Origin of the sequence: Kribbella sp. C-35 (genome assembly GCF_046549195.1) — a bacterium.
Classification (GTDB): Bacteria; Actinomycetota; Actinomycetes; order Propionibacteriales; family Kribbellaceae; genus Kribbella.
Genome location: NZ_JAJPWG010000003.1, coordinates 455,112 through 480,915, shown reverse-complemented (window position 1 = coordinate 480,915; position 25,804 = coordinate 455,112). Strand labels below are relative to the sequence as shown.

20 protein-coding genes are annotated in these 25,804 nt (G+C 69.2%); 7 read left to right on the top strand and 13 right to left on the bottom strand.

All coding sequences use genetic code 11. The features are described from left to right. Positions 1-6 precede the first annotated feature (6 nt). The 8 genes from ACLJOO_RS22245 to ACLJOO_RS22210 all read right to left on the bottom strand — a co-directional run bounded on the left by ACLJOO_RS22245 (position 7) and on the right by ACLJOO_RS22210 (position 9,747). Positions 7-486: a pyridoxamine 5'-phosphate oxidase family protein gene (locus ACLJOO_RS22245; RefSeq protein ID WP_410789192.1), complete on the bottom strand. Its 480-nt coding sequence runs from the start codon at positions 484-486 to the stop codon at positions 7-9. Positions 487-605: 119 nt separating this feature from the next. Continuing rightward, positions 606-1,418, bottom strand: a complete 813-nt coding sequence (locus ACLJOO_RS22240; RefSeq protein WP_410789191.1) for an SAM-dependent methyltransferase — start codon at positions 1,416-1,418, stop codon at positions 606-608. An 87-nt stretch (positions 1,419-1,505) separates the two neighbouring features. Next, positions 1,506-3,623, bottom strand: a complete 2,118-nt coding sequence (locus ACLJOO_RS22235; protein WP_410789190.1) for a DUF3488 and DUF4129 domain-containing transglutaminase family protein — start codon at positions 3,621-3,623, stop codon at positions 1,506-1,508. Then, positions 3,620-4,756, bottom strand: coding sequence for a DUF58 domain-containing protein (locus ACLJOO_RS22230; protein ID WP_410789188.1), 1,137 nt, complete (start codon positions 4,754-4,756; stop codon positions 3,620-3,622). The genes ACLJOO_RS22235 and ACLJOO_RS22230 overlap by 4 nt, the downstream gene beginning before the upstream one ends. Further along, on the bottom strand, positions 4,753-6,750 hold the full coding sequence (locus ACLJOO_RS22225) for a fibronectin type III domain-containing protein (protein ID WP_410789187.1): 1,998 nt from the start codon (positions 6,748-6,750) through the stop codon (positions 4,753-4,755). Before ACLJOO_RS22225 ends, ACLJOO_RS22230 begins: the two co-directional genes overlap by 4 nt. Position 6,751: 1 nt before the next feature. Then, positions 6,752-7,714 carry an AAA family ATPase gene (locus ACLJOO_RS22220; RefSeq protein ID WP_134130419.1) on the bottom strand — a complete coding sequence of 321 codons (963 nt, stop codon included), beginning with the start codon at positions 7,712-7,714 and terminating at the stop codon, positions 6,752-6,754. A gap of 81 nt (positions 7,715-7,795) precedes the next feature. After that, positions 7,796-9,064 (bottom strand): sensor histidine kinase, encoded by a 1,269-nt coding sequence (locus tag ACLJOO_RS22215; protein WP_410789186.1) that lies wholly within the window; start codon positions 9,062-9,064, stop codon positions 7,796-7,798. Next, complete coding sequence (locus ACLJOO_RS22210; protein ID WP_410789185.1) at positions 9,061-9,747, bottom strand: response regulator transcription factor; 687 nt, start codon at positions 9,745-9,747, stop codon at positions 9,061-9,063. Before ACLJOO_RS22210 ends, ACLJOO_RS22215 begins: the two co-directional genes overlap by 4 nt. Positions 9,748-9,800: 53 nt before the next feature. On the opposite strand from ACLJOO_RS22210, the gene ACLJOO_RS22205 reads away from it, so the two are divergent. The 4 genes from ACLJOO_RS22205 to ACLJOO_RS22190 are packed head-to-tail and all read left to right on the top strand — an operon-like array spanning position 9,801 to position 14,927. Then, a complete protein-coding gene (locus ACLJOO_RS22205) occupies positions 9,801-11,399 on the top strand; it encodes a BTAD domain-containing putative transcriptional regulator (RefSeq protein ID WP_410789184.1) in 1,599 nt (532 codons plus the stop codon). Then, positions 11,396-12,667, top strand: a complete 1,272-nt coding sequence (locus tag ACLJOO_RS22200) for a type VII secretion protein EccE (protein ID WP_410789183.1) — start codon at positions 11,396-11,398, stop codon at positions 12,665-12,667. The genes ACLJOO_RS22205 and ACLJOO_RS22200 overlap by 4 nt, the downstream gene beginning before the upstream one ends. After that, positions 12,664-13,305 carry a LuxR C-terminal-related transcriptional regulator gene (locus ACLJOO_RS22195; RefSeq protein WP_410789182.1) on the top strand — a complete coding sequence of 214 codons (642 nt, stop codon included), beginning with the start codon at positions 12,664-12,666 and terminating at the stop codon, positions 13,303-13,305. Before ACLJOO_RS22200 ends, ACLJOO_RS22195 begins: the two co-directional genes overlap by 4 nt. After that, the gene (locus ACLJOO_RS22190) at positions 13,302-14,927 is read left to right on the top strand and encodes a right-handed parallel beta-helix repeat-containing protein (protein WP_410789181.1); all 1,626 of its coding nucleotides are present in this window, start codon (positions 13,302-13,304) and stop codon (positions 14,925-14,927) included. The genes ACLJOO_RS22195 and ACLJOO_RS22190 overlap by 4 nt, the downstream gene beginning before the upstream one ends. 87 nt (positions 14,928-15,014) lie before the next feature. On the opposite strand, the gene ACLJOO_RS22185 is transcribed toward ACLJOO_RS22190, so the two are convergent. The 4 genes from ACLJOO_RS22185 to glgX form a co-directional block, all read right to left on the bottom strand. Beyond that, positions 15,015-15,203: a hypothetical protein gene (locus ACLJOO_RS22185; RefSeq protein ID WP_410789180.1), complete on the bottom strand. Its 189-nt coding sequence runs from the start codon at positions 15,201-15,203 to the stop codon at positions 15,015-15,017. A 159-nt stretch (positions 15,204-15,362) separates the two neighbouring features. Further along, positions 15,363-17,090: a malto-oligosyltrehalose trehalohydrolase gene (treZ, locus tag ACLJOO_RS22180; protein ID WP_410789179.1), complete on the bottom strand. Its 1,728-nt coding sequence runs from the start codon at positions 17,088-17,090 to the stop codon at positions 15,363-15,365. Positions 17,091-17,095: 5 nt separating this feature from the next. Beyond that, positions 17,096-19,492 (bottom strand): malto-oligosyltrehalose synthase, encoded by a 2,397-nt coding sequence (gene treY / locus ACLJOO_RS22175; RefSeq protein ID WP_410789178.1) that lies wholly within the window; start codon positions 19,490-19,492, stop codon positions 17,096-17,098. Further along, positions 19,489-21,606 (bottom strand): glycogen debranching protein GlgX, encoded by a 2,118-nt coding sequence (gene glgX, locus ACLJOO_RS22170; protein WP_410789177.1) that lies wholly within the window; start codon positions 21,604-21,606, stop codon positions 19,489-19,491. Before glgX ends, treY begins: the two co-directional genes overlap by 4 nt. Positions 21,607-21,749: 143 nt before the next feature. On the opposite strand from glgX, the gene ACLJOO_RS22165 reads away from it, so the two are divergent. Both ACLJOO_RS22165 and ACLJOO_RS22160 read left to right on the top strand, forming a co-directional pair. Next, positions 21,750-22,286 (top strand): hypothetical protein, encoded by a 537-nt coding sequence (locus ACLJOO_RS22165; protein ID WP_410789176.1) that lies wholly within the window; start codon positions 21,750-21,752, stop codon positions 22,284-22,286. After that, on the top strand, positions 22,283-24,403 hold the full coding sequence (locus ACLJOO_RS22160) for a bifunctional polysaccharide deacetylase/glycosyltransferase family 2 protein (RefSeq protein ID WP_410789175.1): 2,121 nt from the start codon (positions 22,283-22,285) through the stop codon (positions 24,401-24,403). The genes ACLJOO_RS22165 and ACLJOO_RS22160 overlap by 4 nt, the downstream gene beginning before the upstream one ends. Here the strand turns inward: ACLJOO_RS22160 and ACLJOO_RS22155 are convergent. After that, the gene (locus ACLJOO_RS22155) at positions 24,393-25,055 is read right to left on the bottom strand and encodes a TetR/AcrR family transcriptional regulator C-terminal domain-containing protein (protein ID WP_410789174.1); all 663 of its coding nucleotides are present in this window, start codon (positions 25,053-25,055) and stop codon (positions 24,393-24,395) included. The two genes, ACLJOO_RS22160 and ACLJOO_RS22155, sit on opposite strands and share 11 nt — an antisense overlap. A gap of 68 nt (positions 25,056-25,123) precedes the next feature. On the opposite strand from ACLJOO_RS22155, the gene ACLJOO_RS22150 reads away from it, so the two are divergent. Beyond that, positions 25,124-25,801, top strand: coding sequence for a DUF4386 domain-containing protein (locus ACLJOO_RS22150; RefSeq protein ID WP_410789173.1), 678 nt, complete (start codon positions 25,124-25,126; stop codon positions 25,799-25,801). Positions 25,802-25,804: the final 3 nt, after the last annotated feature.

Genomic DNA, 25,804 nt, shown 5'->3' with positions numbered 1-25,804 from the left:
GGGTCTTTACGGCTCGGCGTCTTCGGCGGCGTAGGAGAGGACTCGTTCGGTGTTCAGCACGATCCAGAGGCCGACCCACTTCCAGACGTGGGGCCAGTTTTCGTCGACGGAGGTGCGGAGGTCGGCGGGGAGGTCGTCGAGGGTGACCAGTTCGGCGGGGCCTTCGGCGATGACGGCGATGTGGCTTTCGTCGTCGTTCTCGGCGACGACCAGGGTGAGCCAGGGGTTGGTCTTCAGGTTGCGGGCGCGGACCGATCCGGCGACTGCCGGCAGCCAGAACGCGCTGCCACTGCGGATGTACATCGACATCGACGCATGCGGCCGCCCGTCCGGCCGAGTGGTCCCGACCACCGCGTACTCACGCCGACCGAGATAACTCGTCAACTGCTCGGCCGTCAACCGCCGCTCCGGCGGATAGGTCCTCGCCGTCGCCGCGGTAGCACCCTCAAACGTCCGATCCTGCACTCCCGACAACACCTCGGTCATGGTCACCCTCCCGACATCACGTTTCCGGCCCTCTACCTGCCGCCCACGCTAGCCGCGCCCCCAGCCACCCGCTTATCAATTCCTGACCAACCCACCCAAGCCAAGGCCGGGTAGAACAGTTAGTTCTTGACTGCGAGGACTGCGGCGATGAGGTGTTGGTAGTCGGTGAGGTCGTCGGGGGGTTCTGGGTTGCGCCAGTTGGTGGCGGGGACGATGCCGGGGTCCAGGACGGTGAAGCCTTCGCCGAAGAGGGCGAGGATCTGGTCGTCGGTGCGCCAGCGGCCGCGGCCCAGGGAGCCTTGGAGGACCTGCTCGAGTTCCTGGCTGCGGGGGTCGTTCTCGCTGCGGAAGTGGCTGATGAAGACGTGGCTGCCGGAGGCGATCCGGTCCTTCCAGAAGGCGACGATGCCGGCCGGGTCCTCGTCGTCGTTCACGTGGTGCAGGGTGGCGCTGAAGATCACGCCGACCGGCTGGTAGAAGTCGATCAGCCGCACGGTCTCCGGGTGGTCGATGATCGCCTTCGGCTCCCGCAGGTCGGCCTGGATGACCGCGGTGTTGTCGTTCTCGGCGAGCAGCGCGCGGCCGTGCGCGAGCACGATCGGGTCGTTGTCGACGTACACGACCTTCGCGTCCGGCACGTACCGCTGGGCGACCTGGTGCACGTTGTCCGCGGTCGGCAGGCCGCTGCCGAGGTCGATGAACTGCCGGACCGGCGTCGTCGTGACGATCTCGCGGACCGCACGGATCAAGGCGCCGCGGTTGTCGTATGCGATCACGCGGGATCCGGGCAGTTCGTTGATGAACCGGTCCCCGAACGCGCGGTCGACCGCGAAGTTGTCCTTGCCCCCGAGCAGGTAGTCGTACGTCCGCGCGATACTCGGCTTGGTCGTGTCGAAGCCCGGGAACGGCGAGTTCTCACCTGCATCGGCCACCGCGCGGATCCTTCCTCGTAGAGACAGATGTCACTCTATGCGACCCGGAAACTACCTCGCTCCCGGCCCCGGCAAGTCACAGCAAAGCTAACGAGTGAACAGCGTTCGCAGTTCGAGTGACGCCTGGAACCGGTCGACCCACGGCCGTCCGCGCAACGCCTTCTGCAGCTCGCGGACCCCTGTCCACGCGTCGCGCTGTACGTCGGGCGTCGTCGCTCCCCCGGACCACAGCGCGTGATCGACCGCCCGCGCGACCCGCGTCAGCCCGCCCGCGGTCTCCGGCAACTCCTTCGCGGCATCGGCGAGGTCCCGCACCGTCATACCGGCAGTCACCGGTACGCCGTGCGCACGCAACCGATCCCGCGCCTCGGCCCAGGCCCCGACCACCGCCGCGCTTCCGCCCCGACGCCGGCGTCGCGCCGACCGGACGAGCTTCAACAGCGGTACGCCGACCAGCCAAAGCAGCAGCAACCCTGCCGACACCGCGAACACGGCGGTCAGCGAAATCGGCGGCAGGATCGGCGTGCCCGTGTCGTCGCCCCGGTCGGTCTGCGGCGGGACCTCCGGGTCCTTGATCTTCTCCACCGACGGTACGGCGGCCCGCGCCTGGCTGGTGATGTCGTCGATCGAGCCGGCGACCGTACTCTTCCCGGTGGCCGCGTCCTCGGCCGGATCCAGCGGCCACCAACCGAGGCCGTCGACCGCGACCTCGGGCCATGCGAACGCGTCCGAGTTCCGCACGGTGTAGTACCCGTCCGCCTCCGGCTTCGCTGGTGCGCGGAACCCGACCACCAACCGCGCCGGGATCCCGTTCAGCCGCGCAAGTACGACGTACGCCGCGGCGAACTGCGCGCTCGTGCCCGGCTGCTTGGTCTCGGCCTGCGCCCCGCCCGGCTTCTCGTCGAGGAGGAAACTCTTCAGTTGCGGCCACCCGTACCCGGTCGGCAGGTTGTCCCCGACCGCCAGCGTGTAGTGCTGTCGCATGTACTTCTCCAGCGCGATCGCCGTCTCGAACGTCGCGCGCTTGCCCTGCAACGGATCGATCGACGCGATCTCCGGCGGCACCGGCGGCAGGTCGCTCAGGCCGTTCATCACGTCCCCGTCGATCCCGGCGTCCAGCAGGTACTGCGCGTCGATGTCCGGCTTCCGCCAGGTCAGCTTGTAGTCATCCGGCCGGCCCGACGACATCAGCGTTCCGCCGATCGGCTCGACCTGCGGATCGGTCACGCCGCTGACCGTTGCCGGCAGCAACTGGCTCGGCAACCACGGACCGTCGAGGTCCTCGAGCTGCACGTTCGCCGACTCGAGCGACGTCGGCACCGTGACGTCGGAGGCCACCTCGGACCCCATCCGCAGGAACGGGTGATCGGTCGTCCAGTTCGCCCCGTCGAAGTCGTCGAGCGCGACCTGCCGCCAGCGATCGACCGGCTTCGAGGCCGTGTACTTGAACACCACCTCGTCGCGCTCCCGCGCACTCAACCGGCTCGCCAGCTCGTCGAGCGGACTCGTCTGCCGTACGCCGGGCGCCGTCGCAGACTGCACCTTCTGCAGCGAGTACGGCGTACGCCCGACCGGATCGATCGTGCTCACGACGAGCCCGCACACGATCGCCGCGACGGTCACCACCGCGGTCGCGACCCAGGGCGCGATCCGCCGGTACTCGAGGTTGTCGGGGATCAGCAGCGCCACCACGATCAACCCGAGCGCGGCCGCGATCAGTACGGCGCCCCACCCGTCCGCCGCGATGTACAACTGGCTCGCACCGATGACCCCGAGTCCCGGAATCAACGCGACCAGCGGCGGCGCACGATCGAGCAGCTCGACCGCGAGCAGGCAGGCGATCAACGTCAGCAGCGGGACGAAGACCACGAGCTCGGGATCCGGCCGCGCCGGCCAGGTCGACTCCAAGGTCAACCGCCAGCCCGTCAGCCCGTCCCCGAGCGCCCGGATCGACGCCGCCGTGGGCAATCCGGCGACAGTAGTTGCCCGCAGCACCGTTTCGACGACGGCGAGCAGCCCGCCGAGGACGATCAGAATCGGCCGCCACGCCGCGAGCCAGTGCCGGCAGATCTCCGTGACGACGAAGGTGATCAGACACACCGATCCCACCGGCAGCCACAGGTTGCGTAGCCCGAACACCGGCCCGAAGCACAACCCACCGACGAGTACGGCGGCGAGCACCGCGATCGTCTGCCGGCGACTCATTGCAAGACTCCTGTCCATTGCTGCAAAGCTTCCTGCGCGGATCCGCCGAGGACGACCTGGGCACTGAGGATCGGCGCGACACCTTGCGCCTCACCGAGGCCGATGACGGTCACCGACGAGTACCGGCTGAGCAGCGAAGCGAAGTCCGCGGCCGAGCCGCGCGCACCGGTGACGACGACGATCGCGCCGCCCGCGGACGTTCCGGTGGTCAGCACAAGGGGCACCAGACCGGACTTGTCGTCCCGCTGCTCCACGACACACAGCTCGTCGAGGAACATCCGGGACGCGACGGCGCCGCCAGGAGCTGCGAGGTCAGCGCCGGCCGTGGTCACCAACCGGCAGCGGTGGCCGGCCGTGGACGCGGCGAACAGGATCGACGCCGCGACCTCGGTCGCCTCCTCGAAAGTTGCCTCAGACAACGGTTCGCGCCGGGTGTCGAGCAGCACGGTGAGTCGCGGCTGATCCGGATCGGCGTAGTCGCGGACCATCAACTGCCCGGTCCGCGCGGTCGCCTTCCAGTGCAGGTGGCGGACCTCGTCGCCGACGACGTACGGGCGTACGTCGCGCAGGTCGGCCGATCCGCGCAACGAGTCGTCCGCGGTCCGGCCGACGTGGTGGTGCCGCGGCCGGCCGGCGACCACGGTCTTGGTCGGATGCCGTTTCGGATGCACCCACAACGTCGCGACGTCGCCGGTCGCCTTCCGGTTGCGGGCCAGGCCGAGCGGGTCGCGCCGTTCGAGCGTCAGCGGTCCGACCGCGATCTTGCCGCGCCGCAAGGTCGGCAGCTCATACCGGTACGTCGCCTCGCTGCCGGGACCGAGCCGCCGGATCTTGACCTCCTGCCGCTCGTCACCCGCCGAGTCGTGCGCGGCGAACGCGGCCTGCCAACGGGTGCCCTCGTTCCGCACCCGCAAGGTCGCCAGCGCCGGACGGCCGCGCTCGACCCGGTCCGGCGACAGCACCCGCTGCACGGTCACCTGCGGTTGCCGCACCGTCAGTACGGTCGCGGCGATCAACGCCCCGAGCCCGATCCCGGCCAGTGCGCGAAAGACGGAGTACCCGGCCACTTCGCCCAGCACGTAGGCGGCGATCGACCCGAGCAGCACCGCCACCCCGCGTCCCGTGAGCCTCATCCGGCCGGCCACTTGAACGAGTTGGACTTGTACGGCCCACCAGGCCCTGTCACCGTCACGTACACCGTCTCTCCGACCCGGGAGTTGTGGAACTTCTCCTGGTCCAGGTCGCCGTTGTCATCGGTACTCAGCGTGTACGGGTCATGGATCTGGGTGCCGTTCGAGTACGCGCGGAACGTGTAGTCGGTGTTCGGCTCGAATCCCCTGGCGTGCAAGACCATGTAGTGACAGTCCTGCTCGGTACCTTCCGGGCAGTTCGAGTCGGTGAACTTGGTGACCTGCGGCCCGTAGGTGATCGAGAACGTTCCCGAACCCGGCGTCGCGGTGACCGTCGCGGCGACCCCGATCAGCATCTCGCCGTCCGATCCGCGCGTCACCGCACGGACCTCGAAGGTGTACGCCGTACCGTTCTTCAGCCCGTCCCAGGTGTAACTGGGTGACGTCGTCGTCTCGGGATCGCTGTCCTGGCTGACGCTGTAGCTGACGAAGGTGCCGCCGTTCAGGTTCGGTCGCCGCCAGGTCAGCGTCACCGCGTTGTCGCCCGGCGTCGCCTTCAGCCCGGGCGGAGCCGCGGCCGGGCTCGCCTTCACAGGCGGCGGCTTCGGCTTCGGTTTCGTGGGCTTGACCGGCGGCGGCGTCGGCTTGGTGGTCGTCGGTTTGGTCGGCGTCGGCTTCGACGGCGGCGGCGTGGTCTTGCGCTGCGGCTTCTCGGTGCGTGGCGGTTCGGTCCGCCGCGGCGTGCGCTTGTCCCCGTCCGACCCCTCGGTGTTCTTAGGTAGCGGCGGCTTCTGCGTCTCCTCGGTCCGCGGCGGCGTGGACGGCGTGATGGTTTCCTTCGGCCGCGACTTCTCCGGCTTCCGTGCCGGTCCGACCGCCTCGACCTCGGTGACCTCGCCGTCGTCGTCGACGACCATTGAGTGCTCGCCGGCCACGCTGTCGACGTACAGCCGCTTGTCCGCACCGCGGAACAGCGTCGGCTCGTGCTTCTGGTCCGGCTTGGCCTTGTTCGCCGGCGGGATCCGCCGGACTGACTTTTCCTTGCCGTCAGCACCCAATGTCACCAAGGTGTCGTTGGTGGAGTAAATGAGTGCCAGGCCGTGCCCGGAGGACGCGATCTGCGAGTACTTGCCCGCCGGCAGCTTCTGTACCACCGGGGCCGCCGCCTGCTGGTCGCCGACCACCGGCGCGGCGTCGACCAACTGGAGCTCGTTGCTCGTCGGATCCACGATCGCGATCCGGCCGTCCACGTCGTACGGCGCGACCATCGACGCCGGCGTCATCGCGACCTCGGGGACCGGCACCTTCCGGCCGAACCCGTCGGAGTCCACCGCCCGCAACTCGCGTGCGGTCGTGTCGACGAACACGACCCGGTCCGACACCACGGTGAGCGCACCAGTGTGACCACTCGGCACCTCGGCCGTGCAGGTCAACCGGTCCGCCTTGATCGGCAGCCGGCAGAGCTCACGGCTGGTCAGCCGGTGCACCCACAACGTCCCGTCCGCGGTGGTCACCGGCGGACCCAGCGAACCGCTGCCCGGCAACGTCACCGGATCCTCGCTGAGCCGAGCGATCGCACCGGCGTTGCGGTACACGGCGTACGCCGCTCCCGCCGCCTCGAGCGCGGTCGGACGCTCCTCGGACGGCGCCTTGACCGGGTCCTCCACCTTCAGGTCGGACTTGCCGAACTCGGTGATGCTGCCGCGCGCCAGCATGTACCCGTGCTTGTCGGTCTGCACGGTCTGGACGCCCGAGCCGAGCTCCGGCACCGGCAACTGCCCGTCGACGGCCTTCGTGCCGCCGTCGATGTGGAAGACCGTGCGGAGCGTGCTGTTGTAGATCAGATGGCCGGTCTGCAGGAACTTCATCCCGTTGGTGTCCGCGCCCGCGCCGGTCACGGCGAGCGTCGTGGCCACCACGCAGACCGTCACGACAGAGGCCAGCGCCGCCCGGGAGCGCCACGCCTCCTGCCGCAGGAACTCCTTGACCGGCCGCATGTCAGCTCGCTGTCGCGCCGGCCGTCGGCGCCGGTACGGCGGACAGCACCTCGTCCACCACGGACGATGGCGGCCGTTGGCTCAGCTCCGCGTCCGGCGTCAGCACCAACCGGTGCGCGAGCACCGGATGCGCGACCTGCTTGACGTCGTCAGGTGTCGTGAACGCCCGGCCGTCGGTGGCAGCGAACGCCCGGGCCGCACGGACCAAGGCGATACTGCCGCGCGGGCTGGCGCCGTACCGGACCGCGGTGTGCTCGCGGGTCGCGGCGGCCAGTTTCACGGCGTACGAACTGATCGCGGGGTCCACGTGCACCGACCGGACGGCGGCGATCGCGTTCCGCAGTGCGGGTACGTCGATGACCGGGCTGAGCGAGTCGGGTCCGACCCGGCCGGTGTCGCCGAGCACGATCCGGACCTCGGCGTCGTGGTCGGGGTAACCGATCTCGATCCGCATCAGGAACCGGTCGAGCTGGGCCTCCGGCAGCCGGTAGGTGCCCTCCATCTCGATCGGGTTCTGGGTGCCGATGACCAGGAACGGGTCCGGTACGGCGCGGGTGTTCGAGTCGACCGTGACGCGACGCTCGGCCATCACCTCGAGCAGCGCGGATTGCGTCTTCGGCGTACCGCGGTTGATCTCGTCGGCGACCACCACGTTGGCGAAGATGCCGCCCGGGTGGAACTCGAACGACTCGGTGCCCTGGTGGTACACCATCACGCCGGTGATGTCGCCGGGCAGCAGGTCCGGCGTGAACTGGATCCGGTTCCAGCTCGCGTCGATGCTGCGGGCGATGCACCGGGCCAGCGTGGTCTTGCCGAGCCCCGGCACGTCCTCGATCAGCAGGTGCCCCTCGGCGAACAGCGCGGTCAGCGCCAGCCGAATCACCTCGGGCTTCCCGTGGATCACCTTCGCCAGGTTGTCCGCCACCAGCCGGTACGCCTCGCCAGGCGGAATGGTCGCGCTCATAGATGTCTCCCCAGGTGTACGCCGGACTGCACTGAGTGACCCTACTCAGCCGTGGTCCATCCGCCGTACAGAACCGGTCTACTACTGGACGGTAGGGAGCTGGAGCTCGAAGATCGCGCCGCCTTCGTCCGCGTTGTAGACCTTCAGGTCGCCGCCGTGCGCGAGTACGACCCAGCGCACGATCGACAGGCCGAGCCCGGTCGAGGCGCCGCCGGTCGTGTACGGCTCGAACAGGTCCGCGCCGACGGTGGGATCGATCCCCGGGCCCTGGTCGGCGACCGTGACCCGGCCGTCGGCGACCGTCACCGTGATGATCGCCTGGTCCGCACCCGGAGCCCGGCCGTGCCGCATCGCGTTGCCCAGTACGTTGCCGATCGCCCGCTGCAGCAGCGTCGGGTCGGCCCGCACCATGGTCGGCGCGGTCACCAGCGAGAACCGGGCGCCGTCGGTCGGCATGTCCTCGACCACACCGGCGACCAGCTGATCGAGCCAGACCGGCTGCATCGCGAGGTGCTCAACACCCGCCGCGAGCCGGGCGCGGACGAGCAGTCCGTCGATGATGTCGCCCATCCGCCCGGCCAGCCGGACGGTCCGCGGCAGCAGCTCCGCACGCTGTTCGGGATCCCGCGCCGCTGTCTCGGCGAGGGCGCGCAATGCGGCAACCGGCGTACGCAAGTCGTGGGCGGTCTCGGCGAGCAGCGTCTCCTGTTGCTCGAGAGCGGCCATCGCGGGACGGATCGCGCGACCGGACAGCCAGTAGCCGACGAGCGCGGCCGCTCCGATCAGGATCGCGCAGACGACCAGCACGGCGATCGTAAGCTGCTGGTGCTGATCGCTCTGGTCATGCGTGTCTTTCCAGGCGAGTACGGCGCCGAAGTAGCGACCGTTGGAGTCCTTGAACGGCTCCACCGCGATCTGCACCTCGTGCCCGTTCACCGCCTTCTTGTCGGCGGTCAGCGGACCGCCGTTGTCCACCGCCTGGGCGGCGAGGTCGGCGAGCACCTGCTGGTCGACCTTCACGCACTCCTTCGTGCTGAAGTACGGATCGAAACCTCTCGTCTGCCCCGGCATGACGGCGAACTGCGGACACTCGGACGACAGCGGGTCCGCCGGGACTCGGGCGGTCACCAACGCACCGTGGTTCTCGTCGATCAACCGCAGCACGGGCTGCGTCACCACGCTCAGGTCGTGGTCGAGCTGATCGGCGCCGCGTTGCGCGTCCAGGACGATGATGACCGGCGCCAGCACGATCAGAGCGACGGTGTTCGTGGCGGTGAACAGCACCGTCAACCACCAGCGCAACCGGCGCAGCCGGTCGGCCGACGGACCGCGCATCCCGCGCTGACTCATCCGGCACCGCCCGGGCTGTGCAGCCGGTACCCCTGGCCGCGGACGGCCTGGACCAGATCCGGACCGCCGCGCAGCCGGTTCCGCAGCCGGGTGATCGTGACGTCGACGACGTTCGACATCGGGCCGTCGCCGTCCCAGCAGTGGTCGATCAGCTCGGTCCGGGTGACCAGCTGCTCGGGCCGCGACATCAGGTATTCCAGCACGCAGAACTCCTTCCCTCGCAGGGTCACCAGCACGCCGGCCCGGTGCACGGTACGCCGGGCGGTGTCGAGCTCCACGTCGGCGTACCTGATGATCGGCGGACGGATGGTCGGGCCTCTCCGGACCAGGCTGAGCACCCGGACGATGAGCTCCTCGACCGCGAACGGCTTGACCAGGTAGTCGTCGCCGCCGTGCTCGAATCCGTCCACCCGGTCGGCCAGCGTGTCCCGTCCGGTCAGGAACAGTACCGGGAGGGTCCAGCCCTCCTTCCGGCGGCGGCTGACGTAGGCGAGCGAGTCGACCTTCCGGCCGTTCATCTCGAACATCCGGTCGAACACGGCGCAGTCGTACGAGTTCACGAACAGCTTCTCGTCCGCGTCGTCCAGGTCGACGGCCAGGTCGACCGCGAGATTGGCGGAGCGGAGCGCCGCCGGGACGGCCACCTGCAGCTCTTTGTCGTCCTCTACCACCAGTACGCGCACGGTCAACCTCGTGTGTCATCGAAATGTCATCGTTCCCCCGGATCGTATGTGTCATGAACGGTCACGCAGCGCACACACCAGACCGGTTGAGCTTCCGGGTGCTGGGCCCGCTCGAGGTCGACGGGCCCGACGGACACCCGCTGGACCTCTGCGGCGGCAAGCCGGCGACCGTGCTGACCCTGCTCCTGCTGCACCGCAACGCCTGGGTCAGCACCGAGCAGCTCGTGGACGCGGTCTGGGCCGGCCGGGACGTGCCGGCCTCGGCGCAGAACAACCTGAAGACGTACGTCTGGCAGCTCCGCCGCTCGCTGCCCGAGGAGCGGATCGAGAGCCGCCCGGGTGCGTACCGGGTGCACGTGCTGCCCGGCGAGCTCGACGCCGACGTCGCAGCCGCCCTGTGCGACGAGGCCCGCGACCTGCTCAGCCATCGCGATGCAGCCGAGGCGGTCAACGTCGTCCAGCGCGCACTAGTTCTCTGGCGCGGTGCGCCGTACGACGGCTTGACGGCCGATGCGACGTCGGCGGTGGATCGGCTGACCGAGCTGCACCGGGCGCTCCGCGAGGATCTGGCGGACGCGCAGCTGCTGCTGGAGCGGCCCGCCGAGGCGATCGCCGTACTGCGGGCGCTGACCGAGGAGGAGCCGCTCCGGGAGCTGGCGTGGGCCCGGTTGATGGCGGCGTACCGCCAGGTCGGGCGACGGCACGACGCGCTGGCGGCGTACCAGCGGGCCCGGACCGCGCTGGTCCGCGACCTGGGGATCGAGCCGTGCGCCGAGCTGACCGCACTGCACCAGCAGATCCTCAGCGAGGAGTCCCCCGCGGTCCTGCCGACGCCGGTGCCGCCCGTCAGCTCGAACCTGCCGCCGCGGGTCCGTATCTTCGTCGGCCGCGGTCCCGAGTTGCGCGCGCTGCGCGGCGCCACCGGCGTGGTCACGATCGACGGAATGCCGGGCATCGGCAAGACCGCGTTCGCACTCGAGGTCGCCGCCGCCTCCGGTTTCGAGACCCAGCAGTACGTCGACCTGAACCGCCCGACATCGTTGCCGTCAGCAACTGGCCTGCTGATCCTGGACAACGTCGAGCACGCCGACCAGGTCCGGCACCTGTTGCCGAACGACCCGGCCGCGCTGGTGCTCGTGATCAGTCGCCGCAGGCTCTCCGATCTCGACCGTACGGCGGCCATGACGCTCGACGTCCTGGCACCGGACGAGGCCGCGAAACTCACCGACCTCGAGCAGATCTTGAGCTGCTGCGGCGGTCACCCGGGCGCGATCCGGAACCTGGTCGAGCGCCTGCGCAACCGGCAGCCGTGGACCGTCGCGCGGATGGCCGCCCGGCTCGAGGACCAGACGGCGCGCTGCCAGGCGCTGGGCGAGGTCCTGGCCCGCTTCGACGCCGCGTACGAGGCGCTCCCTGGCCCCGTCCAGCGGCTGTACCGGCAGATCGGGATGACGGCGCGCTTCGACCTGCGCCAGGCGGCCCGGCTCACCGGCACCAGCCCGTCCGACGCCGAACTGATGGTCGACCAGCTGATGGACCTCAACCTGGTCACCGAGCCGGCACCGGGACGGTTCGAGCTGCACCCGATCGTCCGCGATCACGCCGGCCAGTTGCTGGTCATCGCCGGCCCCAAAGCGGAGCTGGTCGCATGAAGTCCGCCGCTTACGGCGCAGCGCCGCAGCACGAGGGCGAGTCGCAGTACGCCGCGACCACCACGACGCTCCCGCAGGCGACCGCGGTCGGGATGCCGCTGGCCCAGCCTCGGGTGCAGCAGCCGCCGACGCGCACCCTGATCGCGTCGGTGGGTTCGGTCAAGCCGGCCGAACAGAAGCTGCACCTGACCGCCGAGCCGCCCGCTCCGGCACCGGTCGCCGACAGGGTCGAGCTACCGGACCGGGCCGTCCACGTCGGGCAGATCATCTGCTGGCAACTGGCCGTGGTGGCGGTCGGCGCGGCGACCACCGCGTCCCGGACCGTACTGATCCTGACCTCGGTCGCCGCGGTATCGCTGGTCCTGCTCACGGCGGTCCGCATCCGCGGCCTGTGGCTGTACCGCTGGGCGGGCGTCCTGCTCGTCTTCCTGGTACGGCGGCGCAAGCACGACCTCGGCGAGGACATCGCGGTCCGGCTGGTCAGCACGTTCCACGGCCGGACCTCGACCGACCAGGTGGTAGTCCGCGAGCAGCCGTACGGCGTGCTCAGCCGGCCTGCCGGGGCGAGTGTCGCGCTCAGGCTCGGTTCGGACACGCAGCACCGACTGCTGCCGCAGCTGGGGCAGCTCGCGGAGGCGTCGGACGAGCAGCCGGTCGGTGTCGGCGTACAGCTGATCCTGCACACCGGGGTCAAGCAGAACCAACCGCCGCGGGCGTGGATCGCGGTCGCGGCCGAGCGGACCCCGGACATCGCCACCGATGAGCAGTTGCGGCAGGTGCTGGCCAACACGGTCCGGCGACTCGTTCGGCGGCTGGATCGCGAGCAAGTCGAGTACATGCCGCTCGACGAGTCCGACGTACTCGCGTCCCTCGGCGCGCTGGCCCACGCGAACGCCGGCCGCGGACAGCTCCACGAGCGCTGGACCTCGTGGTCCTGCGGGCCGGTCCGGCAGCTGTCCGTGCGGCTGGCCGGATCCGCATCCTTGCCTGCAGCAACGACTCACGCGTTGATCGGCGCACTGCTCGGCACCGGGACCGGCGCCGCGCAGACGATCGCGGTCACCGCCACCTCCAGCTCCGCCCATTCGACTTCCGCCCGCCACGACGTCGTACTCCGCCTGGCCGCATCCCATCCGGCCACGCTCGACACGGCGTTCTCCGTCCTGACCACGCTGGCCCGCTCCTTCGGGGTCGAGCCCGAACGCCTCGACGGGCGGCACGCCGCCGGCGTCGCCGCCACGCTACCTCTGGGGGTCCCTCTCTCATGACCGTAACCATGCTCAACCGCCCCTCTGGTCTTCAGCACATCCCGGCCCACAGCGGGCTCGCCGAACTGCTCGCATCCGCGGAGGACGAGGTGATCACCATGAGCACCCTCGCCGGTCCGACGTTCGGGCCGCGCGAGGTCAAGCACGGCGTGCGCTACCGGGCGATCTTCCCGGACCACGCGCGCACCACGCCGACCGTCGGCCGGCACCTCGGTGCGCTGTCGCTGGCCGGTGTCGCCGTACGGACGATCCCGCATGTGCCGATGAACGCGATCGTGATCGACGGTTCGGTCGCCGTACTCCCCGCCGACACCACCAACGGCAGCATCGCCGTACTGCGGCTGACCAGCGTCGTCGTGACGGCTCTGGAGTTGTTCGAGCGGATCTGGCCGGACGCCGTACCGCTCGCCGACAGCGACCTGCCGGACGAGGCCGACCTGTCGCTCCGCGAGCAGGAGATGCTGCGGCTGCTGGCGCTCGGCGCGACCGACGAGGTGGCCGCGGCGCACCTGGACATCTCGGTCCGGACGGTACGCCGGATGGTCGCGCAGATCATGAACCGCCTCGGCGCCCGCAGCCGTTTCCAGGCCGGCGTCAAGGCCGCCGACCGCGGCTGGCTCCTCGAGCGCGCGTCATGAGGATCCTGTCCGTCGCCGCCGATCGTCCCGGCGCCTACCAGACCGTCGGCTCCGCTCTTCTCGAGGCGCCGGACGGGGCCACGGTCGCGATCGCCGCCGGGACGTACGCCGAGACGCTCGAGCTCACCGGGCGTTCGGTGACGCTGCAGGCCGAGGACGGCGCGGACGTCGTACTGGACGGATCAGGCGCCGACTGGCCGACGATCCGCGCCGTCGACGGCACGCTGACCCTGCGCGGGCTGGAGATCCGCGCGACGGACGGGATCGCGGTCTCGGTCGACCGTACGGCGCTGACGCTCTCGCGGTGCACCGTGGCCGGGCAGACGCGGCCGGCGGTCAGCGTGCACGCGAGTACGTCGTTCACCATCGAGCACTGCACGGTGCGCGGCGCGGAGACCGGGATCGTGGTCGAGGGCGCCGGCGGGCAGATCCTCGACACGACCGTCCGGGAGATCTTCGGCGACGGCATCGTCGTCGCCCTGGGCGCCGATCCGCTGATCCGCGGCTGCACGATCACCGGCTGCGGCGGGCGCGGCGTGTACATCTACCAGTACAGCCGTCCGGAACTCGTCGACGTCGAGATCGGCCAGACCGGCACCGAAGGCATCGGCGTCGCGCACGGCAGTACACCGACGGTCCGGCGTCCTGTTGTTCACGACACCCGCGGGTCGGCGATCACGTTCGCGCCCGGCTGCGGCGGAGCGGTCGAAGGGCTGCGGGCGACGAACACCGCGGACCCCGCGCTCTCGATCGCGGCGGGCAGCACGGTCGAGGTGATCGAGCAGAGTACGGCGTCGGCCGAGAACGGCCCGGTGGACGATCTGCTCGGCGATCTGGACACGATGGTCGGGCTGCCCGGCGTGAAGGCCGAGGTACGGGCGCTGGTCGACGAGATCCAGGTCAACGAGTGGCGAAGCTCCGCCGGGCTGTCGATCGGCGCGGTCAGTCACCACCTAATTTTCGCGGGTGCGCCGGGGACCGGGAAGACGACCGTGGCCCGGCTGTACGGGAAGCTGCTGAAGGCTCTCGGCGTACTGCCGGACGGCGGGTTCATCGAGGTGTCGCGACGGGATCTCGTCGGCCAGTACATCGGGCACACCGCGGAGAAGACCGCGCTGGTCTTCGAGAAGGCACTCGGCGGCGTGCTGTTCATCGACGAGGCGTACACGCTGTCCCGCGCGGCCGGGAACGGCGACTTCGGGCAGGAGGCGATCGACGCGCTGGTGAAGCTGATGGAGGACCACCGCGACGAGATCGCGATCATCGTCGCCGGGTACACCGCCGAGATGAACGACTTCCTGGCCGCCAACCCCGGCCTGGCGTCCCGGTTCTCGAAGACGATCGAGTTCGAGAACTACAGCGCCGAGGAGCTGCTGCTGATCACCGACCGGATGGTTGCCGGAGGCGACTATCTGCTCGACCCGGCAGCCGGCGCACCGCTGACGTCCTACTTCGACCGGATCGCCGACGGCCCGAACTTCGGCAACGCCCGCGAGGCCCGCCGCCTGGTCGAAGGCATGCGCAAAGCCCAGTCCCAACGCCTCCGAGCCCTCGGCCGCCGCCCCTCCATGGACGAACTCCGCTCCCTCCTCGCCGCCGACGTCATCACCGCCGCCGGCTGAACGGGGCATGCCACAGCGACCGTCGTACGGCGGCCGCTGTGGTCCGATCGGTGACCTGGTCTGGCGGGCCCTGCCACCAGGGTGGTTTCAGTTGAGCGTGTGGTTCGGCACGTCGTGGTCGCGACGGCGCTCGGGGAGTGTGTCGTGCACCGCGTGGTCCGGGGTGCGTGGGGCCGGGCACACGGGGCCGCGGCGGATCGGGCCGCCCCCCAGTTTCCGGCTCTTCCACTGCTTCTCTTCGTAATCGTAGTAGGTGTCGACGCCTCCGACTGTCATCCGGTCCTCCCGTCAAACCCCCCGTCCCCTGCTGGCTCATCTACAGTCGGTCACGAGGGGCCCGGCAGCAAGTGATTCCGGAAATCACCACGGATCAACACGCTCGAACGCCGTCTTGTGTTGGATTGACCCACAAACGTGCTGTTTGTGAAGAAAGTCTCAGACGGCGAGGATCGCGACGCCGTGAGCGGGCAACAGGACCCCGTCGCCGGTCAGCTCGGCCCCGGCGAACGACATCACCACGTACTCCGGGATCGCGTCGACCGGCACCACCGCGCCGGACGCGGTCAGGTTCGCGACCACCCGCAGGCTGCCGCGGGTCACCACCAGCCAGGCGCCGGCCGGGTCGAACGCGATCCCGACGGACTCGAGCCGGTCGTCGCGCAGCTCGGGCATCCGGGCCCGGAACTTCAGCAGGTGCCGGTACCAGGCGAGTACGTCGCGATGCGGTGCCTCGTCCGGCTCGGACCAGTCGAGCACCGAGCTCCGCCAGGTCTGCGGATCCTGCGGGTCCGGGATCTCGTCCGCGTCCCAGCCGAACTCCGCGAACTCCCGCCGCCGCCCGGTCCGCACCGCGTCGGCCAGCGCGTGCTCGGTGAAATCGGTGAAGAACCTCCAAGGAGTCGAGGCACCCCACTCCTCACCCATGAACAGCATCGGCGTGTACGGCGAGGTCAGCACCAGCGCGGCGCCGATCGCGAGCTGTCCCGGCGTCAACGCCGGACGGTCGCCGAGCGCCCGGTTCCCGATCTGGTCGTGGTTCGACGTGTAGACGAGGAATTCGCCGCCGCGGTGGTTCCGCGGATCGACCGGCCGGCCCCAGTCCTTGCCGCGGAACGTCGAGTACTCCCCGTCATGCAGGAACACCCGCGTCAACGTCTTCGCGAACACGGCCGGATCCCCGAAGTCCACGTAGTACCCGAACCGCTCGCCGGTCAGCAGAGCGTGCAGTGCATGGTGGAAGTCGTCGCTCCACTGCGCGGTCATGCCCATCCCGCCTTGCGACACAGGCTCGACCGTGCGCGGGTCGTTGAGGTCGGACTCAGCCACCAGCCCCAGCGGCCGTCCCAGTTCCTTGGACAACGCTGCGGTCTCTGTCGACAGCTGCTGGAGGAGGTGGGTCGGGCTGTCGTCGACCAGCGCGTGTACGGCGTCCAGCCGCAGTACGTCGATGTGGAAGTCGCGGAACCAGCGCAGTGCGTTGTCGCAGATCCACCGCCGTACCTCGGTGCTGCCCGTGTCGTCGAGGTTGACCGCAGGGCCCCACGGCGTGGAGTGGCGAGTGGTGAAGTACGGACCGAAGCTGGCCAGGTAGTTCCCGCTTGGGCCGAGGTGGTTGTAGACGACGTCGAGACAGACCGCGAGTCCAGCGAGATGACACCGGTCGACAAACCGCTGCAGTGCTTCCGGGCCACCGTACGGCTCGTGCACGGCGTAGAGGTCCACACCGTCGTACCCCCAGCCGTGTGCGCCGGGGAACGCGGCTATCGGCAGCAGAGAGACCACCTCCACGCCGAGCACAGCCAGGTAGTCCAGGTGCTCAGCGGCGGCGTCCAGCGTGCCTTCCAACGTGAAGGTGCCCAGGTGGAGCTCGTAGAAGACAGCACCGCGTACGTCGCGACCTGTCCAGCTGTCGTCGTTCCACTCGAAGCGGTCCGCGTCGAAGACCCGGCTGAACCCGTGGACGCCGTCCGGCTGCCAGGGGCTGCGTGGATCGGGTAGCGGGTCACTGCCGTCGACGGAGTACGCGTAGTCGGTGCCGTGGTGCGCCTCGACCACCTGACGTTCCCACCAGCCGTCGGCGGCGAAGCGCATCGGCAGCACACCGTCCCGCAGTACCAGGTCGACGTTGGTCGCCCCGGGTACCCAGACGCGGAAGGTGTGCATGGCTGTCAGCTCCTGACCAGCAGGGCAACCGGTAGGTCGGTCAGCAGGTCGACGATCCTGGCAGCGCCGCTACCGACGTCGCGGCCGGTCAGTACGTTCTTCCATTGGCCACTCGGCAGTACCACCATGCTCTCGCCCCAACCGCCCAGACGTTGCAGCGCGGCCGGCAGCCTGGTTGCCACGGTGATGACCGCGTCTCCACGAGCGAAAGCAACCGCATGTCCGTTTGACGTCGGGAGCGGCGTATAGCTGCCGGCAAAGGCCTCCGGGTACTGCCGGCGGAGGCGGAGCGCTCGGGACGTCACAAGCAGCTTCTCGTCGGACAGGTCCTCCGGCTTGCCACCATCGTCCAGCCGCTGCAGCCGACCGATGCGCTGCTCGTAGTCCACGGGACGTCGGTTGTCGGGGTCCACCAGGGACAGATCGACCAGTTCGGTGCCCTGATACACGTCCGGTACGCCGGGCATCGTCAGCTGCACCAGCTTCTGTCCGAGCGTGGCTGCGCGCACGTAGTCGGTCTGCTCGTCAGCAAAGCGGCGTACCGAGTCGAGCACGGTGTTGTCGTGCAGGACTGCTGTAGCGAAGGCGGCGACAGTCTGTTCGTACTCGTCATCGGGTGAGGTCCACGAAGTGTGCCGTTTGGCTTCACGGATCGCCTTCAACAGATACGCCTGCAGGCGGTCCTCAGCGAGCGGTCCGTCGTGCCAGGTGCCGAAGAGCGTCTGCCAGAACAGGTACTCCGTGCTGCCGTCCAGCAACGGGTTCCGGTGGTCTTCAGAGAGCCTGCGCCATTCACGCACCGCCTCCGACCAGGCGGCCGGCTGCTCGGACAGTACGCCGAGACGCGCACGGACGTCCTCGGACCGCTTGGTGTCGTGAGTGGACAGCGTGGTCATCGTCTTGGGCCAGTGACGGTTCAGCTGGGAGGCGTACGCATGGAACTCCTCCGGCGTGACACCGAAGTGCTCTGGGTCCCCACCGACCTCGTTGAGCGATGTGAGCCGCAGCCATCGGTAGAACGCGGTGTCCTCGACGCCTTTGGCCATCACCGGCCCACAGGTCTGCTGGAAGCGCACGATCAGCTCGGCCCGCGCCTGCTCGTCGATCGCGTTCGTCTCACGTCCCAGCAAGAGGTGCAGTACTACGTCCAGCGTCGCCTGCCGGTCCTCGTCGAGATTGGCCCGTGCCTTCTCGGCCGCACGTTCCATCGCAGCAACCGCAGCAGCCGGTGCCTCTTCACCTGGTACGACGTACGCGCGGTAGACGTCGAACTGGACCAGTAGCTCGGCCACGACCTCGTGGAACGCCCGCCTGGTGTGGTCACGCAGCCGTACGTCGTCCTGGCAGATGCGGGCCAGCAACTCGACCAGTCGATGCACCTCGGCGTACTGCCCATGCTGGACGATCTCGCGCTTCGCCTCCTCCACCACGGGCCCGAAGTCGGCTGGTGCACCGGTGAGCTCGGAGTGGAGTGCTGCAAGCGGTGCAGCACCGGCAGGGTCCACGAACAGGCCGCCGACGCGCAGCAGGGCGTCGTACCCGGTGGTGCCGGCGCAGGGCCAGTCGCGTGGGAGCTGCTCGTCGCCTTCCAGGATCTTCTCCACCACGACCCAGGCTCCGCCGGTGCGCTCGGCCAGTCGGCGCAGGTAGCCGCGTGGGTCCGCCAGACCGTCGGGGTGGTCGATCCGATAGCCGTTGAGCTTGCCCTCGTGCAGCAGTGCGAGCAGGAGCTGATGCGTCGCGTCGAAGACCTCCTGCGTCTCCTGACGTACGGCAGCGAGCGTGTCGACGTCGAAGAACCGCCTGTAGTTGAGCTCCTCGTCAGCGACCCGCCAGTGCGCGAGGCGGTACCACTGCTCGGTGACGAGCTCCTGGATCGGCAGCCCCTCGGTCCCCGGCCGCAGCGGGTACTCGTGCTCGTAGTACCGCAGTACGTCGCCGTCGACCGACAACTCACCGTCCGCCAGCACCTTGCCGATCCGCTGCCCCAGCACCGCCATCAGCAACGGCTGGTTCCCCGCACCCCAGTCGACGTCGAACCAGTCCGCGTACTGCGAACCAGGCCCGAGCCGCAGTACCGACCACAGCGCCTTGTTGAGACTCTCCGGCGTCGGTACGGCGACATGGTTCGGTACGACGTCCGCGACGACCCCCAGGCGGTGCTCGGTGAGCTGCGCGGACAACCGGTCGAACGCGGGGCGGCCGCCCATCGGCTCGGACAGCCGGCTGTGGTCCACCACGTCGTACCCGTGGGTGGAACCGGGTGCGGCCTGGAGGATCGGGGAGAGGTACGCGTGGGAGATCCCGAGGCCGGCCAGGTACGGGACCACCGCGGCCGCGGCGTCGAAGCCGAACTCAGCGCGGAGCTGGAACCGGTAGGTCGCCTGCGGGACTCCCGTCATCCGGCCGCCTGCCTAGGGCGGGTCAGGACCAGCGTGCTGCGGGCCTCCAGTTGGACCGTGGTCCCGGCAGCGTGCGGCTCATCGGTCCCGGCGCCGGTGGCACTCGTCGTGTCGACGACGACCGTCCAGTTCTCGCCGTACTCCTCAGGTGGGAGGAGGAAGTCGACCGCCTCGTAGTTGCTGTTCAGCAGGATCAGGAACGAGTCGTCGACCACGGGCTCACCGCGGGGATCCGGCTCGGAGATCGCGTCGCCGTTGAGGAAGACGGCGATCGCCCGCGCGTCGTTCTGCTGCCAGTCGCCGTTCTGCATCTCGGCGCCCTTCGGTGCGAACCAGACCAGGTCGCCGAGTCCGTCGATCCCCGTGTCGCCGTGGAAGAAGCGGCGGCGGCGCAGCACCGGGTGGTTGTTGCGCAGGCGCACCACGGCCCTGGTGAACTCGAGCAGGTGCTTCTGCGGCTCGCCGAGACCCCAGTCGACCCAGGCGATCTCGTTGTCCTGGCAGTAGACGTTGTTGTTGCCGCTCTGCGTCCGGCCCAGCTCGTCGCCGTGCGCGATCATCGGCACGCCCTGCGAGATCAGCAGCGTGGTGAGGAAGTTGCGCTGCTGCCTGGCGCGCAGTCGCAGTACCTCAGGGTCGTCCGTCGCGCCCTCGACACCGCAGTTCCAGGAGCGGTTGTGGCTCTCGCCGTCCTTGCCACCCTCGCCGTTCGCCTCGTTGTGCTTCTCGTTGTAGGACACGAGGTCGCGCAGCGTGAAGCCGTCGTGAGCGGTGACGAAGTTGATGCTCGCGAGCGGCCGGCGGCTGTCGTCCTGGTACAGGTCCGAGGAGCCGGTCAGCCGGGAGGCGAACTCGGCCAGGGTGTACTGCTCGCCCCGCCAGAAGTCCCGCACGGTGTCGCGGTACTTACCGTTCCACTCCGTCCACAGGGGCGGGAAGTTGCCCACCTGGTAGCCGCCGTCGCCCACGTCCCACGGCTCGGCGATCAGCTTCACCTGGCTCACCACCGGGTCCTGCTGGACCAGGTCGAAGAACGCCGACAGCCGGTCGACCTCGTGGAACTGGCGGGCCAGCGTGGCCGCGAGGTCGAAGCGGAAGCCGTCGACGTGCATCTCGGTGACCCAGTAGCGCAGCGAGTCCATGATCAGCTGCAGTACGTGCGGGTGCCGCATCAGCAGGCTGTTGCCGGTGCCGGTGGTGTCGTAGTAGTGCGACTTGTCCTGGTCGACCAGGCGGTAGTACGCCGCGTTGTCGATGCCCTTGAACGACAGCGTCGGACCGAACTCGTTCCCCTCGGCGGTGTGGTTGTAGACGACGTCGAGGATCACCTCGATGTCCGCCTCGTGCAGCGCCTTCACCATCGCCTTGAACTCGGTCACCTGCTGACCGCGGGTGCCGGTCGACGAGTAGGCGTTGTGCGGCGCGAAGAAGCCGATCGTGTTGTAGCCCCAGTAGTTCGACAGGCCGAGCTCCTGCAGGTGCCCGTCCTGGGCGAACTGATGCACCGGCATCAGCTCGATCGCGGACACCCCGAGCTCCTTGAGGTGCTCGATGACGGCCGGGTGGCCGATACCGGCGTACGTGCCGCGGATGTTCTCGGGCAGCCCCGGATGGGTCTTGGTGAGGCCCTTGACGTGCGCCTCGTAGATCACGGTCTCGTGGTACGCGTGCTCGGGCGGACGGTCGTTGCCCCAGTCGAAGAACGGGTTGGTCACCACCGAGAGCATCGTGTGCTCGCGGTTGTCCATGGTGTTCAGCTCGTCCGGCTTCGCGAACCGGTAGCTGAACAGCGACTCGTCACCGTCGATCTGCCCGTCGACAGCCTTCGCGTACGGGTCCAGCAGCAGCTTGGACGGGTTGCATCGGTCACCTTCGGCCGGGTTGTACGGCCCGTGCACCCGGAAGCCGTAGCGCTCTCCCGGCTGCACTCCGGGGAGGTAGGCGTGATGTACGAACCCGTCCACCTCGGTCAGCTGCACCAGCTGCTCGGTTCCGTCGTCGCCGACCAGCGACAGGTCCACTCGATCGGCAACCTCCGAGAACACCGCGAAGTTCGTCCCGGCGCCGTCGTACGTGGCGCCGAGAGGGTAAGGACGACCAGGCCATTTCTGCACCTGACGACAGTAGCCACCCCGGCCTCCGGCCACCGCACCGCCGGGTGTTTCGGTTTCGAGAATTCACCGGGGAAGGGCTTGCAGGAAGCTGCAAGACTTGCAACATCCCAATCCTGACTCGATTCGGCTAAGCTCTCGCCCTTGTGAAGCACCATTCCGCCCGGCGGCCGGTCTTCCTGGACTCGACCGGGCGTCGTCGTCGCACCATCCGCAGAACTGGCGCCTTCCTCGCCGTACCTACCGTCGGTTACCTCGTGCTCATGGCCAGTAGCCTCCTCGGCGGACCGCGGATGGATACGCCGCTCATCCCGCTTCCCGAAGCGGCCAAACCCAAGCACCGGCCGACCGCTCCGCCGGCCGAGATCGCGATCGAAACGCCCCGGCCGACGAACACGTCCGGTACGCCGGGTGACGAGCCGAGCTCCACCGCGCAGACGCCGTCGACGACCCCCACCGGCGGACCGACCTCCAGCCCCACGACCGTCCCGACCAGCATCCCGCCGGTGACTCCGGTGCCGCCGCCGACCGTCGTACCGACGACTGCTCCGACGACGACCACGACCACACCGCCGGGCCGGACGAACTCGCCGACGACCGCCCCCACACCGACGGCGACGGCCACGCACGGCAACAAGCCGACCACTCCGCCTGGTAAGACCAAGACGCCGACCGCGCCGTGAGCAGACCGGTTGCGCGGCGGGCCAAGCAGGTCCCGCTCCGCACGCATTGGATCGTGCTGACCATGGTGCTGGTCTGTTTGTCCAGCATGCTGTTGCTGAACGGCTACACGCACCACATGCTCGGTACGCTGTCCGAGGGCGCGATCCAGCCGACCGGCGGATCCGGCTCGGTACCGCGGCAGATCGTCACCGGCGGACCGGTCATCGACGCCGGCGACGGCACTCCCCGGTCCGCGTCACCGAAGGCCCGCACCATCGCGCTCACCTTCGACGACGGCCCCGATCCCGTCTGGACCCCGAAGATCCTGGACCTGCTGCGGGAACAGCAGGTGCACGCGACGTTCTTCGTCGTCGGCACCGAGGTCGCCGCGCATCCGGAGCTGGCCCGCCGAATCCTTGCCGAAGGGCACCAGATCGCCCTGCACACCTTCACCCACGCGGACCTGTCGACCGCGGCCTCCTGGCGCCGTGCGCTCGAGTTCCGCCAGAGCCAGCTCATCCTCGCCGGAGCGACAGGTGCCAGTACGACGCTCTTCCGGCCGCCCTACTCCTCCGAGCCGAACGCATTGACCGACCGCGACTGGGCAAGCCTCCAGCAGATCCGGAAGGCGGGCTACCTCAGCGTGCTGAGCACGCAGGACAGTGAGGACTGGCGTAAGCCCGGGACCGCACAGGTCATTGCCAACTCGATGCCGCGCAGCACCGCCGGACAGGTCCTGCTGATGCACGACGCCGGCGGTGACCGCAGCCAGACCGTCGAGGCACTGAGCAAACTGCTCCCCCGGCTGAAGGCCCGTGGCTTCCGGTTCGCCACGGTCAGCGACTCGGTTGGCCTGCCGGACCCCACCCGTAAAGCAAGTCTGCTGGACCGCGGTCGAGGTCTCGCGGTGATCTGGGTGATGCGGATCAGCGATGCCGTGATGGCCCTGATCGGCTGGCTGCTGTACGCAGCCGGCGCGCTGAGCGTGCTGCGCGCGATCACCACGGTTATCGCCGCCCGACGGCACGTGAAGATGCGTGGCTGGAGCTACGGGCCCCCGGTGACAGAGCCGGTCAGTGTCATCGTTCCGGCGTACAACGAGAGTGCGGGTATCGAGGCCGCGATCCGCTCGCTCGTGGCGTCGGACCACCCGCTAGAGGTCATCGTCGTCGACGACGGGTCGACGGACGGTACGGCGGACCTTGTCGAAGCGCTGCACATCCCCGGGGTCCGCGTGATCCGGCAGGCCAACTCAGGCAAGCCGATCGCGCTGAACACCGGGCTGCGCGCGGCGCGGTTCGAGCTGATCGTGATGGTCGACGGCGACACGGTGTTCGAGCCGGACGCCGTCCGCAAGCTCATCCAGCCGTTCGGGCACCCGTCGGTCGGGGCGGTGTCGGGCAACGCCAAGGTGGGCAACCGGCGCGGTCTGCTCGGCCGCTGGCAGCACATCGAGTACGTGATCGGGTTCAACCTGGACCGCCGGTTGTTCGACCTCGCCGAGTGCATGCCCACCGTGCCTGGTGCGGTCGGCGCGTTCCGTCGTACGGCGCTGGAGCGGATCGGCGGACTGAGTGACGTGACGCTGGCCGAGGACACCGACCTGACGATGGCGCTGTGCCGGGACGGGTGGCGGGTGGTCTACGAGGAGAGTGCAGTGGCGTGGACCGAGGCGCCCGCGTCGCTGGGTGCACTGTGGCGGCAGCGGTACCGCTGGTGCTACGGGACGCTCCAAGCGATGTGGAAGCACCGCGGGGCGATGGTGCAGGGCGGCCGGGCCGGGAAGTTCGGCCGGCGCGGTCTGACGTACCTCATGCTCTTTCAGGTGCTGCTGCCGCTCCTGGCACCTGTCGTGGACGTGTTCGCGATCTACGGCCTGGTGTTCCTCGACCCGGTCCGCGTGCTGGCGGTCTGGGCCGGCTTCGTCGTACTGCAGGTGGCCATGGGCTTCTACGCGTTCCGACTGGACGGAGAGCGGGCTGGACCGCTGTGGACGCTGCCGTTGCAGCAGTTCGTCTACCGGCAGCTGATGTACCTGGTGGTCATCCAGTCGGTCTTCACCGCACTGGCCGGCACCAGGCTCCGCTGGCAACGCATGGAGCGCTACGGGAGTCTGCGGGCCCCAGTCAGCTCTTGATGCCGTCCAGGATCCGGCGCAGACCCCACAGGTACTGCTCGGTGGTGATGTAGCGCGCCATCGTCGGCACCGCCGCGGCTGATCGCGGGAACACCTCAGCGGGGATCTGGTCGTACGTCGCGCGCCGCCGCGCCACGCGCGCATCCTCGGGCGGCAGCGGTCCGGGGTCGGTCTCGTCCGCGACCTCGAGCGCGATCGACCCGAGCACGTAGACGATCAGCAGGTACGTCGACCGCGCGGCGTCGGCCGCTTCGAGGCCGGCGTCGATGAGCAGACCGAGCAGACGCTCGTTCAGCGCCGTCGTCCGCGGACCGTCCATCGGACCGCTCATCAACAGCGCCCCGGCGCCGGGGTGCGCGACCAGGTTCGTGCGGACGTCGAGCGCGAGCGCCTCGATCCGCTCGCGCCACGGTCGGCTCTCGTCCGCGAAACCGCCGCTGTCGGCGTCGCCGAGCAGCTTCTCGATCAGCGCGGCGATCACCGCGGACTTGTCCGGGAAGTACGTGTAGACGGCGTTCGGGGCCACCCCAACCTTCGCCGCGATCCCGCGGATCGACGCCTGCCCGCCCTCGTCCAGCAGCTGGAGCGCAGCGTCGAGCAGCTCATCCTCGGTCAGGGTTCGTCGCGGCCCGGGCCGCCCTCGCGTAGCCATCTCTGGACAGCGTACAGAATTACCTGCACACTATCTCTGTACACCGTACAATTTCTATTGGGGGGATCATGCGCCGTACCACTGGAGTCCTGTTCGTCCTCGCCGCGCTGAGTTTCGCCGTCGCCGCATCCGTCCTGTCCGCGACCTTCGACTGGCCCGACATCCTCCGCGAGCCGGCCGCGAAGGTCCTGACCGAGTACGTCGAGGGCGGGTCCGGGCTGACCTGGACCTGGTTCGCCACCGCCTGGACGTACGGACTGCTGGCGATCCCGATCCTGATGTTGCCGAAGGCAATCAACCAGCCACTACGCGTCGGCACCGCACTCGGCGCGGCATCCGTTCTGCTGTCGCTGATCGGCTTCCTGCGCTGGGTTTTCGTCGTACCGCCGTTGGCCCGCGCGCACGCGGCCGGGGACCCGACGGCGGCCATGGCATGGACCACACAGCATCAGTTCGGCGGTGCACTACTCGGCGAACACCTGGGCCAGTTGCTCGCGATCGCGTGGAGCGTGATTGTGAGTCTCGTCATCCTGCGGACGCACGCGCTACCGCGGTGGATCGGATGGATGGGCCTCGCGGCGAGCGTGCTGTATTTCGCCAACCAAGGCGACGTCCTGGCGACCGCGTTCCCCGGCTTCCCGGTGTGGGACGCGGCGGGACTGCTCGGGAGTACGGCGTGGGGGCTGTGGACGATCGCGCTCGGTGTGGGACTTTACTTGAAGCGATCGTTGTCTCACGTGGAGTAGTGA

Excerpts from the sequence above, each read along its gene's own strand:
- ACLJOO_RS22245 (WP_410789192.1), bottom strand. The coding sequence starts at position 486 with ATGACCGAGGTGTTGTCGGGAGTGCAGGATCGGACGTTTGAGGGTGCT.
- ACLJOO_RS22235 (WP_410789190.1), bottom strand. The coding sequence starts at position 3,623 with ATGAGTCGCCGGCAGACGATCGCGGTGCTCGCCGCCGTACTCGTCGGT.
- ACLJOO_RS22190 (WP_410789181.1), top strand. The coding sequence starts at position 13,302 with ATGAGGATCCTGTCCGTCGCCGCCGATCGTCCCGGCGCCTACCAGACC.
- ACLJOO_RS22195 (WP_410789182.1), top strand. The coding sequence starts at position 12,664 with ATGACCGTAACCATGCTCAACCGCCCCTCTGGTCTTCAGCACATCCCG.
- ACLJOO_RS22185 (WP_410789180.1), bottom strand. The coding sequence starts at position 15,203 with ATGACAGTCGGAGGCGTCGACACCTACTACGATTACGAAGAGAAGCAG.
- ACLJOO_RS22200 (WP_410789183.1), top strand. The coding sequence starts at position 11,396 with ATGAAGTCCGCCGCTTACGGCGCAGCGCCGCAGCACGAGGGCGAGTCG.
- ACLJOO_RS22230 (WP_410789188.1), bottom strand. The coding sequence starts at position 4,756 with ATGAGGCTCACGGGACGCGGGGTGGCGGTGCTGCTCGGGTCGATCGCC.
- treZ (WP_410789179.1), bottom strand. The coding sequence starts at position 17,090 with ATGCACACCTTCCGCGTCTGGGTACCCGGGGCGACCAACGTCGACCTG.
- treY (WP_410789178.1), bottom strand. The coding sequence starts at position 19,492 with ATGACGGGAGTCCCGCAGGCGACCTACCGGTTCCAGCTCCGCGCTGAG.
- ACLJOO_RS22205 (WP_410789184.1), top strand. The coding sequence starts at position 9,801 with ATGAACGGTCACGCAGCGCACACACCAGACCGGTTGAGCTTCCGGGTG.
- ACLJOO_RS22220 (WP_134130419.1), bottom strand. The coding sequence starts at position 7,714 with ATGAGCGCGACCATTCCGCCTGGCGAGGCGTACCGGCTGGTGGCGGAC.
- ACLJOO_RS22225 (WP_410789187.1), bottom strand. The coding sequence starts at position 6,750 with ATGCGGCCGGTCAAGGAGTTCCTGCGGCAGGAGGCGTGGCGCTCCCGG.
- ACLJOO_RS22150 (WP_410789173.1), top strand. The coding sequence starts at position 25,124 with ATGCGCCGTACCACTGGAGTCCTGTTCGTCCTCGCCGCGCTGAGTTTC.
- ACLJOO_RS22215 (WP_410789186.1), bottom strand. The coding sequence starts at position 9,064 with ATGAGTCAGCGCGGGATGCGCGGTCCGTCGGCCGACCGGCTGCGCCGG.
- ACLJOO_RS22155 (WP_410789174.1), bottom strand. The coding sequence starts at position 25,055 with ATGGCTACGCGAGGGCGGCCCGGGCCGCGACGAACCCTGACCGAGGAT.